Origin of the sequence: Acinetobacter sp. YH16042 (genome assembly GCF_013417245.1) — a bacterium.
In the GTDB taxonomy this organism is placed as follows: Bacteria; Pseudomonadota; Gammaproteobacteria; order Pseudomonadales; family Moraxellaceae; genus Acinetobacter; species Acinetobacter amyesii.
Map to the genome: position 1 here is coordinate 21,608 of NZ_VPEJ01000016.1, position 12,948 is coordinate 34,555.

A 12,948-nucleotide genomic window follows, 5' to 3' on the forward strand; every position below is an offset into this window, starting at 1 on the left:
TTTATCAAAATTATACATGTCGAATTAAATGAATAAAGTCATTCAATTTTTGCATTTTTATTCAAAACACCCATGCATAAAAAAACCGCTAAACGAATTTAGCGGTTTTTAGATCACGATATTCTATTATTTATCGCGGTTACGTTTACGTTCGTTTTCAGTCAACCAACGCTTACGAATACGAATTGATTTTGGTGTTACTTCAACTAGCTCATCGTCTTCAATAAATTCAAGTGCTTGCTCAAGCGTGAATTCAATTGCAGGCACTAGTGTCAACGCATCATCAGTACCAGAAGCACGTACGTTAGTTAACTGCTTCGCTTTAGTTGGGTTAACCACCATGTCGTCTGAACGAGAGTTAATCCCTACAATCATACCTTCGTAAACTTCTAACTGAGGTTTAGCGAATAAACGACCACGATCTTGTAAGCTGAACAATGCATAGCCCAAGCAAGTACCTTGAACCATAGAAATCAACACACCATTTTGACGTTTCGCAACAGTACCTTGTTTCATTGGGCCATAGTGCGAGAAGCTTGAAGTCATGATACCTGTACCTGAAGTCATGGTCATGAATTCAGAACGGAAACCAATCAAACCACGTGAAGGAACTGTTGCTTCAATACGGATACGGCCTTTACCGTCTACTTCCATATTGGTCATCTCACCTTTACGGTTACCCATTTGTTCCATCACAGCGCCTTGGTGCTGTTCTTCTACGTCAAAAGTCACGTTTTCGTATGGTTCTTGCATTTCGCCATCGATCTCTTTCAAGATCACTTGTGGACGAGATACACCCATCTCGAAGCCTTCACGACGCATGTTTTCAATCAATACTGAAAGGTGAAGTTCACCACGGCCTGATACTTTGAAACGGTCAGGACTGTCAGTATCTTCTACACGAAGTGCAACGTTGTGAATTAATTCGCGGTCTAGACGTTCACGAATGTTACGTGAAGTCACGAATTTACCTTCTTTACCTGCAAACGGTGAGTTATTCACTTGGAATGTCATCGATACTGTTGGTTCGTCTACAGAAAGCGGTGGTAAAGCTTCTACATTTTTCGGATCACAAATCGTGTCAGAAATATGCAGTTCGTCCATACCTGTTACACATACGATGTCGCCTGCAGAAGCAGATTCAACATCAACACGCTCTAAACCATGGTAACCCATGATTTTTAAGATACGACCGTTACGTGTTTTACCTTCTTGGTCAATCACGGTTACAGGTGTATTTAATTTCACTGAACCACGTTGAATACGACCAACACCGATAACACCTACGAAGCTGTTATAGTCAAGTGAAGAGACTTGCATTTGGAATGGACCGTCAACGTCAACCGCTGGTGGTTCAACGATGTCTACAATTGTTTCGAACAATGGAGTCATGTCTTCAGCAAGTTCTTCTGGAGATGGACCAGCCACACCACGAAGACCTGAAGCATATACAACTGGGAAGTCTAACTGTTCGTCAGAACCACCAAGGTTGTCGAACAAATCGAATACTTGGTCAATTACCCAGTCTGGACGAGCGTTTGGCTTGTCGACTTTGTTAATAATTACGATTGGTTTCAAACCACGTGCGAACGCTTTTTGCGTTACAAAACGAGTTTGTGGCATTGGGCCTTCTTGAGAGTCAACAAGAAGAAGTACGCAGTCAACCATTGACATTACACGTTCTACTTCACCACCGAAGTCGGCGTGTCCCGGGGTATCCACGATATTGATACGGTATTCAGTATCAGTACGCTTGTCTAACCATTTGATTGCAGTGTTTTTTGCAAGAATGGTAATACCACGTTCACTTTCAATAGCGCCAGAATCCATTACACGTTCGATCTCGCCTGCGCGATCGCCAAGAGCACCTGATTGCTGTAAAAGTTTGTCTACAAGAGTAGTTTTACCATGGTCGACGTGCGCGATGATGGCAATGTTACGGAGAGTTTTAATATCTGACATGTGAATTCGATACGCCTAAAGTTTGAGGGCAAATTATACAGAAAAAATATAGATTTTAGTAGTGACAGTTTATTGACAATCGCATTTTTTTTGACGACTGGTACGCTTTTGGTTTTGTAAAGCTGTGTAAACAGATTAGAATAGCGCCACCTAGCCTTAATTTTCAGTGCCGCATGTCTGATTTAAACCAATCTCCCGAAGCAAAAGATCAACTCGATTTAGTCTATGGATTGAATGATCGACCAAAACCTTTTATTGCTTTTCTCGCTGCGTTCCAACATTTATTGGCCATTATTGTCCCAATTGTGACGCCGGGTCTGCTGATCTGTTTGGCACTTGGTGTGTCAAAAGAAGACACCAATATGATTCTGTCGATGTCATTGGTGATCTCTGGTATCGCAACTTTCTTACAATCCAAGAAAGTGGGTCCCTTTGGCGCAGGCTTGCTGATTGTACAAGGAACCAGCTTTAACTTTATTGGTCCTATTATCGGTATTGGTTCTGCGATGGTTGCGGCAGGCACACCTGTAGAAGCAGTCATGGCATCTATCTTTGGTGTGGTGATCGCGGGTTCATTCATTGAAATGGGTGTGTCACGGATCTTACCGTGGGTGAAAAAACTGATTACCCCATTGGTAACAGGTATTGTGGTGCTATTGATTGGTCTGACTTTAATTAAAGAAGGCCTGATCAGCATGGGTGGTGGTTATCAAGCCATGGGCGATAAAACATTTGCCAATGCAGACAACCTCATCATGTCATGTACCGTTTTGGCACTGATCATTTTATTGAACCGTGTACGTATTACATGGGTAAAAAGTTCTGCCATCCTAATTGCCTTAGTCGTGGGTTACATCCTTGCAGGCTTTATGGGTCATTTAAACTTTGATGGTTTAAAAGATGCGCCACTGGTTCAAATTCCAACACCGATGCACTTTGGCTTAAGCTTCTCGTGGAGCTTGTTTATTCCAATGGCATTTATCTACCTTGTGACATCTTTAGAAGCGATTGGCGATATTACCGCGACTTCTAAGCTTTCAAATCAAGCTGTAGATGGCCCTGAATGGATGAAGCGTATCAAAGGTGGTGTATTGGTGAATGGTGCAAACTCATTCCTTGCCGGTATCTTTAACACGTTCCCAAGTTCTGTATTTGCGCAAAACAACGGTGTTATTCAGTTAACAGGTGTTGCAAGCCGCTATGTAGGCATTTGGATTGCTGCCTTATTGGTTATTTTAGGCTTACTTCCTGCTGTTGCAGGTGTCATTCAGGCGGTTCCACAAGCCGTGCTTGGTGGTGCTGTGATGGTGATGTTCGGTGCTGTGGCTGCCTCTGGTATTAATATTTTGTCAGGCATTCATTTAGACCGCCGCGCACTACTAATCATTGCGATTTCATTGGCATTGGGTCTAGGTGTTGCACAAGTACCACAAATCCTTGAACATCTTCCTGAATTGTTCCGTAATATCTTCAGTTCAGGCGTTGCCACTGGTGGTATCGCTGCCCTTATTTTGAATATTGTTCTTCCTGAAGTGAAGAAGTAAGTTCATTTGTCAAAGAACACTGCCTAGGTTCCGCCCTAGGCAGTGTTTTTTATGATGGAGAAATCTATGGATCTCACAAGTGAAGTCGTTATACGACAGATCGATTTATTACAAGATCGCGTGCTTTTCGTAAATGCACCGACAGATGACTTACTCAGTCAATTGAATGACAATATTAAGCCATCGATTTGGTGCTGGAATTTTAATGATTTTCAGTACTTTCAAAATCAACAGTCAAACGTCCATTTTGGTGTCGATTTTCCTGAAGGTCAGTTTGATCAAGCGGTTATTTTTGTTCCAAAATCAAAAGAACTGCTAAATTATTTATTACACAATGTCGCAAGTCATCTTGCTCAAGGTGCTTCTATTTTCCTCGTGGGTGAGAAAAAAGGCGGTGTTGAACGCGCTGCAAAACAATTACAGCCCTTTGGTAAAACCCTAAAAATTGATAGTGCGCGTCACTGTCAAATGTGGCAAACCCTATTGGAAAAAACTGTCACACTGAAGCCACTGCAAGATTGGGTGCAAAAATATCCAGTAGAGACCCCAAATGGTGAGCTTACGATTTGCGCACTGCCGGGTGTATTTAGCCAGAACCGTTTAGATGTGGGTACGGCTACATTATTGCCTTATTTATCACAGGTGACTTCTGGCAAAATTGCAGATTTTGGCTGTGGTGCGGGTGTTATCAGTGCTTATTTAGCCAAACTGAATCCTAAAAATCGTATCTTTGCCATGGATGTAGATGCCTTTGCACTAGCGTCTACACAAATGACATTTGAACAAAATTTGCTTGAACCTGAACAACTTGAGATTAAAGCGGTCACAGGAATCGAGGATGCTCCATTATTTTTACATGCCATAGTCAGCAATCCACCCTTCCATCAAGGGATTCAAACCGACTACAATGCCAGTGAAAATCTATGCAAAACTTCGCGCAGACATTTGAAGTCTGGGGGTGAGCTTTGGATTGTTGCCAACCGATTCCTCAATTATCCGACTTTAATTGAGCAACATTACGGTCAATGTACAATCAAAGCCGACCAACAAGGATTTAAAGTCTTGTTTGCGAGCACGCAAAAAAATCTTAAGGAACAATGATGAGCGAAACTCAAAAACCAGCTCAGCTTCAGCGTAAGTTGGGTGCTCGCCATCTCAACATGATTGCAATTGGTGGTTCAATTGGTACAGGTTTATTTCTTGCCTCTGGAGCAACCATTGCCAATGCAGGCCCGGGTGGCGCCCTGCTTGCATACTGCTTAATTGGTATCATGATTTACTTCTTGATGACCAGTCTAGGTGAGCTTGCAACACATAATCCAACTTCGGGTGCATTCTTTACCTACGGCACAAAATATGTCGAGGGTGGTTTCGGCTTCGCTTTGGGTTGGAACTATTGGTACAACTGGGCGATTACCGTGGCATTTGAATTGGTCGCAGTCCAATTCATTATGAAATTCTGGTTTCCAGATATTCCGGGCTTTTACTGGAGTGCGATTTTCCTCGCAATCGTCTTTGCTATTAATGCGCTGACCGTAAAAGGCTTCGGTGAATCTGAATTCTTCTTCTCGCTTGTTAAAGTGCTCGCAATTGTTGCCTTTATCATTATCGGTCTGTTTATGATTGGCAAAATCATGCTGACACCGGGCGTAGAAACATTTGCCAACTGGACCAAGGGTGAAGCCCCATTTGTCGGCGGTTTATCTGCCTTGATTGGTGTGGCCATGATTGCCGGTTTCTCTTTCCAAGGGACTGAAATGGTTGGTGTGGCTGCAGGTGAATCGAAAGATCCTGAAAAGACCATTCCTATTGCCATCAAGCAAATTTTCTGGCGTATCTTGTTGTTTTATATCGTGTGTATTTTCATTATCGGCACTCTTATTGCCTATGATGACCCACGTTTATTACAAGCAGCATCTACTGAAAATATTGCACTATCACCATTTACCTTACTGTATGAAAAAGCAGGTTTTGCCTTTGCTGCATCGGTGATGAATGCGGTGATCTTGACTGCGATTTTATCAGCGGGTAACTCTGGTATGTACTCCTCTACCCGTATGCTGTTTGATATGGCACGTAAAGGCAGTGCGCCGAAAGTCTTTGGTCGCTTAGATGCACGTGGCGTACCAATGAATGCACTTTATGCAACTACAGCGATTGCGGCACTGTGCTTCTTAACCACATTTATCGGTGAACAAGCGGTCTTTAACTGGTTACTGAACATGTCAGGTATGTGTGGCTTTATTGTGTGGCTCGGTATTGCAGTTTCACATTATCGCTTCCGTAAAGGCTACTTGGCTCAAGGCAATAAATTGGAAGATCTTGCTTACCGTGCAAAATTCTTCCCATTTGCACCGTGGTTTGCCTTTATTTTGTGTGCCATCGTGGTCCTTGGTCAGAACTATCAAGCCGTTTTAGATGGTGAGTGGTTGGCCGTTGTTTCTACCTATATTGGTATTTTCTTATTCCTTGCCATTTGGTTCGGTTATAAGTGGAAACACAAAACTAAGTTGGTTTCCTATCAAGAAATGGATGTAAAACCAATGAAAGTTGATCAAGAATAATGTGATCACTGAATAAAAATAAGCAGCTTCAGGGCTGCTTTTTTATGGCTAAAATTGTATCTCAATACATTCACGCTTTAACAAAATGCTTAGTGTCTATTTAAAGTACGCTGTCTCACCTATAACCGCCAATTTATCTATTCATTCGATCATTTTTAAGCGCTCAAATAAAAACGCCCAATGCAATGCATCAGGCGTTTGTTCAAAATTAACCACCTTTTCAGGTTTGATTTTCAATACTTAAGAAGCATTATGCTGTTGTACAAAGGAAATAAACTCTTCTTCGCTCATCACAGGTACACCCAGCTTTTCAGCCTTTTCTAATTTAGAACCTGCCTTTTCACCTGCAACTACACATTTGGTTTTACCCGAAACACTACCACTGACACGTGCGCCTAAGGCTTGAAGCATTTGCGTCGCTTCATCACGACCCATGGTACTCAATGTCCCAGTAATCACCCAACTTTCACCATTCAATGGTTGGCGTGTTGGTGCAATCGGTGCATCCCAATGAATCCCAGCTGCCAACAAACGATCAACCACTTCGAGATTATGCGGCGCTTGGAAAAAATCGACAATCCATTCAGCGGTAATATCACCAACGTCTGGCGTTTTTTTCAAGGATTCTAGATCTGCATGACGAATCGCATCAAAGGTTTGGAAGGTATTGGCGAGCATGCGTGCCGTGGTTTCACCCACGCCTCGAATGCCGAGTGCATAAATAAATGCACCTAGTGTCGTTTTCTTACTATTTTCAATAGAATCGATGAGGTTTTGAACCGACTTCTCACCCATTTTTTCAATGGTCAGTAATTTTTCACGATGCTCTGGCAAGCTATAAATATCAGCAACATCTTTGAGCAAATCCAAATGTAAAAGTGATTCCGCCCAACGGTCGCCTAAGCCCTCAATGTCCATAGCTTTACGTGATACAAAGTGACGAATCGCCTCAATACGCTGTGCAGCACAGTACAAACCACCTGAACAACGTGCCAAGGCTTCACCTTCGGGCATCACCACTGGAGATGAGCAGACTGGGCAATATGCAGGTAACTGAACTTCTACCGTATCTACAGGACGGAATTCAGGCCATACTTTTTCCACTTTTGGAATCACATCACCGCTACGGTAAACACTCACGGTATCGCCTACACGGACATCTAGGCGGTGAATTTCACCAATATTATGAAGAGTGACATTGGAAACCGTTACCCCTCCGACTGCCACAGGGTTTAAACGTGCGACTGGGGTCAAAGTGCCTGTACGCCCCACTTGCCAATCAATATTTTCAATCGTCGTCAGCGCTGCGACTGCAGGGAATTTATATGCCGTTGCCCAGCGCGGTTCACGACTTAAAAAGCCCAGTGTTTGCTGTTGCTTCAGGCTGTTTACCTTAATCACCATGCCATCAATTTCAACGCTCAGGCTTGGTCGATCAATGATCATTTGCTCATACGCAGCTTGTACGTCCTGAATGCTGTCACATATAAAGTGACGTTCACCGACAGCAAAACCAAACTGTTTCAGCCATTCTAAGCTAGCAGACATGGTGGTTTGACCATGATGTGGTTCGCACTGTGCAATGCCATAGGCATAAAAAGCCAAAGGACGCGAAGCTGCAATTGCAGGGTCGAGTTGACGTAAGCTTCCTGCTGCTGCATTTCGTGGATTGGCAAAGGTTTTTTCACCTTTGGCTTCGTTTTCAGCATTGAGCTTTTCAAAGCCTGACTTTGGCATCAGGACTTCACCACGAACTTCAAGCAGACTTGGAATTTCAGTCTGTGTAGAAGTCAGTACTTTAGGTAAATTACGAATAGTTTTTACATTTTGGGTAATGTCTTCCCCTGTTTCACCATCACCCCGTGTCACACCACGGACTAAAATGCCATTTTCATACCAGAGAGAAATGGCCAGTCCATCAAATTTTAATTCGACATCATATTCAATTTTTTGATTCGGCAAGCGCTCTTCCGCACGACGCGCAAAGGCAAATAAATCTTCTGCATTAAACACATTACCCAATGACAACATGGGTACTGCATGGGTTACAGATTCAAACTTAGACAAGGCCTTTCCACCCACTTTTGTAGTTGGTGTATCAGGTTGTACTAAATCAGGGTATTGCTCTTCTAAAGCTTTTAATTGGTGAAAAAGTTGATCATATTCACTGTCCTCAATTTCTGGCGTGTCCATGACATAGTAGGCATGGTTATGCTTCGCCAAGAGTTGAATCAGTTGTCGCATCTGTGCAACGACAGTGGATTGTTGTGTCATACATTCACCATAAAAAAGGGCGGTTCATGCTCCGCCCTCAAATTTCATTATCTGTTGCTATTATAGAAACCCACTCGGTGAGTTTCAATCAAAGACGCTTAGACTTCGATAGCTTGACCTTGACGATAATCAATCGCTTGATGACGCCAATGTTCACGCATCTGCGGTGTAAATTCTTGGTTATTTTGATCATACACAGTACCGTCAATTTCACGGGCAATTAGACGTGAAATGCTATCCATGGTATCAAAGGCATTTTGTACATCGCTGTGTGGCAGCGCTAAGAAGAAAGCCAAACCTTTTACTTCTTCAGTCGATAAAGTTTCAAGATCAAAACCTTGCGCAGCGCCATCATTATTCATTTGCAATACAGAGAATAATAACTTTGTACCTTCTTCATCATAGCGATGGAAACAAGCCATTTCGCCAAAGCGTAAACCGTATTTCAGTAAAACTTTTAATGCTTTTTCACCCGACAAGGCACGGCTATCCGGGAACACATTTAAGGCGATATAGGTTTCCGCAGTCGCTAAAGCACTTTCTTCATCAACAATTTTTTGTTCATGTAAATGCGCATCCAAAATACTGCTTTCTTCATCAAAATCGCTGATTTCAGCTTTTTCAATTGCGCTATTTACACTAAATTCTGGCGCTTTTTCTACAGGAACAGCGTCTGCCTGAACGTTCGTCGCAGGAGTCGCGGCTTCATTGGCTACATCTACTACAGACGTATTTGTCGTAGATTCAGTGGCTTCTGTAGACAAAGTAGTGTCTTCTGTCGCAGTTTGAGCTTTTTCAACTGAAACGGGATCCGTCGTAGTCGTCTCAGTCTTTGCAATAGCCTCAACGCTTTGCTCAGCTTGTTCTGTTGCCATTGCTTCTTGCGTTACATTCGCTTGAGCAGTTTCAATCGTTTCAACCGCTGTGACTTTTTCCTCAGCTAAGGTCGGCTCTACACGTTGGGTGGTTTCAGGTGTATTTAACTGATTGCGTACATGGCGCGGAATAACAGGTTGCTGACTATCAGGGTCAATATGTAATTCGGTGTCAAGTGATGGCGCTGCATCTGCAGGTTTACGAAACATCATTCGAATGCCCACAACCATGATAATTACAGCGATTACAATCCCAGCTATAGTGGTGATTTCCATGTTATGCCTCCGCAGCTAAACCGTATTCTTTGGCCTGCTCAATATTCACAGTCACTAATTTTGAAGTTCCTGGTTCTGGCATGGTCACACCAAGTAAGTCAGTTGCCATTGTCATTGCCAGTTTATTGTGTGTAATGTAGATAAATTGCACTTGTTCTGAAAGCTCTTTTACAAGATTACAAAATCTTCCTACATTTGCATCGTCTAAAGGTGCATCGACTTCGTCTAAAACGCAAAATGGCGCAGGATTTAGGCGGAAAATCGCAAAAACCAAAGCCAATGCGGTCAATGCCTTTTCACCACCCGACAATAATGCCAAAGAGCTATTTCGTTTACCCGGTGGTCGTGCCATCAGTTTTACACCCGATTGCCAACCATCTTCAAGGCTTAAACTTGCTTCACCACCATTAAATACTTTCGGAAATAACGCTTGAAGTTCAGCATTAACCTTATCAAAGGTGGTCATAAACAGCTTTCGAGTTTCCTGATCAATGCTTTTCATCGCGGCTTGCAGTTGCTCAACAGTCTTTTGCAAGTCATCAATTTGGTGGCTTAAATCATCAAAGCGTTTAGAAACTTCAGTATATTCTTCTGCCGCAGCCAAGTTGACTGCACCCAATTTATCAAACTGCTGCTGCGCTTTTTCGAGTTTTTGCTGATGGGATACCACATCAATGCTTAAACCTGTCAGCATTTCGCTGTTCATTTCTTTCAATTGTTCTGAATAATGCTGCAAATCAGACTGCGCGGATTGCCAAGCTAGACGCTTTTCTTCCAATTGCGTACGCAATTTTTCATCTTGCTGTTGATGTGAATGGCGTTGTTCCGTCAATGTCTGTTGTTTGCTCTGAACATTATTGAGTTCAAGCTGCCAGTCATTCCAGGTTTTTTGTAAACGTTCAGTGACTTGAGCCTGTTCAGAATACTGTGACTCAAGCGCAGGCAATTCTAACTGTACTGGATCGACAAATTTCTTCGCCTGTTCCATCTGTCCAATAATTTGCTGAGTTTGCGCTTTTAAAAAGACCGTGTCTTTTTCTAATAATTCAATCTGTTGTTTCGTCTGTACAGACTGACGACGCACGATTTCCAATTCTTGCTGACTGTGTAATGCCACTTGCTGAGCACTTTCCAGCGCTAGACTCAATTCCTCAACTTGGAATTGCAAGGTCTTATAATTGGGCAAAGCTTGCTCAAGCTTCATCGTCAGCGCATGCAAATCAATTTCCAAATCGTCTTTTTGCATGGCATCTTCTTCAAGCTGTGCTTCAAGTTGCTGTAATTGATCTTCTAACTGCTGCTTTTGTAATGCAAAAGCCTGATTGGAACTTTGTACCTTCGCAATGGCAACATCAGTATTTTGAATGTCTTTTTGCCAATTTTTTAATTGGCTATGTTGCTGTTGCAGATTTTGCTGTAAAGCTTGTACGGCATTTTGCAACTCAGGCAATTGGCCTTCTAGTTGCGTTAGCTTTGGCTGCTGCTCTGCAAGTAATTCAGTCAATTCATCTAAGCGAATACGGTGGCTCAATGCACCTTGCCCTGCTTGGCTGTCCTCATCATAATCTAGACCAATCACCCAATCTGCACCGACATGATAACCATCGAGCGTGAGTATTGACTGACCTGCGGCCAGTTTAGCCTGATGGCTCAATGCCACTGTCAATGTTTCAGCAATCGCGACCTGCTGCCAGATCGAAAGTTGAGGGGCTTCAATCCACGTCGCCAAAGCGTCTAATCCAACGATTTGTACTGCGGTGTGGTGATTGCCTTTGACCTGACGTGCAATACTGTCTTGAAAATTATCACTGTGTCCTAAGACTTGGGCACTCAGCCATTTAGACAAAAATTTTTCGACCAGTTGTGCATGCTGTTTACCTTGTGTGCTCAACTGCAACTGCTGCATTAAATGTTGACGCTGGCTTTGCTGCTTTGGACTGGCTTTAATCATCAATTGATTTAGGTTTTTTTGCTCTGACAACAACACCTGTATTTCTGACTTTAGCTGCAGCACCATATTTTTATGCTGTGCCTGCTGTTCTTGTGCAGCTGCAAGCTGTGCTTGAGTTTCGGCAATCACCTGCTCTTGTTGCGTAATTTGTTGTTCGAGCTGTTGCTTATCTTGCTGATACTGCTCCAACTCATCTTGCTGCGCTTGATGCTGAATTTGACCACGTTGCTGTTGTAGGGTCTCACGCTGTTGCTCAATACGACCAATATTTTTGGTCAATTGTTCACTCTGCGCCAACATCTGTAGCTTTTGCTGTTGCTGCTTTTCAACTTGCCCACGGCATTGTTCAAATTGTTGAACCGCTTGTTGATGCTGAGCTTTCAAATCGGCTAACTGCTGGGTCTGATCTTGACTACTGCTTTCTTGACGCTGTAATTGCTCAACAAATCCATCTTGCTGTTCTTGCAGCGTTTCCAGTTGTAACTCTAATAGCTGTAAACGTTCTTTGGTTTGGGCTTTTTGCTTTTCAAGCTCCACCAAACTTGCCGAATTTTGTGCAAATAAACCCTGCTTTTGCTCCAGCGTCATTTTCAACTCAGACAGTTTCTTTTCCGCCTGTTGCCATTCACTTTGTAAAGGAGTGGACTGTTGAATAAGCCGTTGAAATAAAGCACTGGTGGAAGATAAGTCATGCTCTAGGGTGTTCAGCTCAGAACGAACCAGTTTGAAGGTTTCCCCGAGCTCATTCATCTGAAGCGTGTATTCTTGCTGTAAACGCGTGCTTTGTTCACATTGGAAAGACAGCACTTCGATCTTAATAGTACGAATTTGGGTTTCTAATTCTTTGTACTGCACCGCCGTTTCAGACTGACGTTTTAAGGTTTTCAGCTGAGACTTTAGTTCGGATGCAATGTCTTCGAGACGTTCTAAATTTTGAGTGGTGTGTTCTAGATGCTGTAAAGTTTCACGACGACGAGCTTGATAGCGAGAAACCCCAGCGGCTTCTTCAATATACACACGCATTTCTTCAGGTTTGGCATCGACCAAACGGTTGATCATGCCCTGTTCAATAATCGCATACGAACGCGGACCTAAACCGGTACCTAAGAAAATATCAGTAATATCACGACGGCGGCATTTGGTGCCGTTGAGGAAATATTCAGATTTACCATCACGATTGACCTGACGGCGAACTGCCAGTTCAGTATAGGCATTATAAGCACCACCTAACTTGCCATAGGTGTTATCAAAACGCAGTTCAACACTCGCCATCCCGACTGGTTTACGCTTTGCCGTTCCGGTAAAAATAACATCTTGCATGGTGCCACCACGCAATTGACGGGCACTGGATTCACCCATAACCCAACGAATGGCATCAATCACATTGGATTTACCACAGCCGTTCGGTCCAACAACCGCACTACGGTTGCCTTCAAATTTTAGAGTTGTGCTATCGGCAAAAGATTTGAAGCCGGAAAGTTTTAAACTGCTTAAACGCATAA

At 43.0% G+C, this 12,948-nt stretch carries 7 protein-coding genes; 3 read left to right on the forward strand and 4 right to left on the reverse strand.

Annotated features, from left to right (window positions below; translation table 11 throughout):
* Positions 1 to 126: 126 nt before the first annotated feature.
* Entirely contained in the window at positions 127 to 1,962 is a 1,836-nt protein-coding gene (gene typA / locus FTV37_RS11690; RefSeq protein ID WP_180063928.1) for a translational GTPase TypA, read from the reverse strand.
* Between the two features lie 173 nt (positions 1,963 to 2,135).
* Between typA and FTV37_RS11695 the strand changes: the two genes are divergently transcribed.
* From FTV37_RS11695 to FTV37_RS11705, 3 genes are all read left to right on the forward strand, one after another.
* Complete coding sequence (locus FTV37_RS11695; protein ID WP_180063929.1) at positions 2,136 to 3,506, forward strand: uracil-xanthine permease family protein; 1,371 nt, start codon at positions 2,136 to 2,138, stop codon at positions 3,504 to 3,506.
* A 66-nt stretch (positions 3,507 to 3,572) separates the two neighbouring features.
* Entirely contained in the window at positions 3,573 to 4,607 is a 1,035-nt protein-coding gene (locus tag FTV37_RS11700) for a methyltransferase (RefSeq protein WP_078192341.1), read from the forward strand.
* Entirely contained in the window at positions 4,607 to 6,070 is a 1,464-nt protein-coding gene (locus tag FTV37_RS11705; protein WP_180021403.1) for an amino acid permease, read from the forward strand. Before FTV37_RS11700 ends, FTV37_RS11705 begins: the two co-directional genes overlap by 1 nt.
* Before the next feature lie 240 nt (positions 6,071 to 6,310).
* Here the strand turns inward: FTV37_RS11705 and ligA are convergent, their stop codons facing one another.
* From ligA to smc, 3 genes are all read right to left on the reverse strand, one after another.
* Complete coding sequence (gene ligA / locus FTV37_RS11710) at positions 6,311 to 8,344, reverse strand: NAD-dependent DNA ligase LigA (RefSeq protein WP_180063930.1); 2,034 nt, start codon at positions 8,342 to 8,344, stop codon at positions 6,311 to 6,313.
* A 98-nt stretch (positions 8,345 to 8,442) separates the two neighbouring features.
* Positions 8,443 to 9,495 carry a cell division protein ZipA C-terminal FtsZ-binding domain-containing protein gene (locus FTV37_RS11715; RefSeq protein WP_180063931.1) on the reverse strand — a complete coding sequence of 351 codons (1,053 nt, stop codon included), beginning with the start codon at positions 9,493 to 9,495 and terminating at the stop codon, positions 8,443 to 8,445.
* A 1-nt stretch (position 9,496) separates the two neighbouring features.
* Complete coding sequence (gene smc / locus FTV37_RS11720; protein ID WP_180063932.1) at positions 9,497 to 12,946, reverse strand: chromosome segregation protein SMC; 3,450 nt, start codon at positions 12,944 to 12,946, stop codon at positions 9,497 to 9,499.
* Positions 12,947 to 12,948 lie beyond the last annotated feature (2 nt).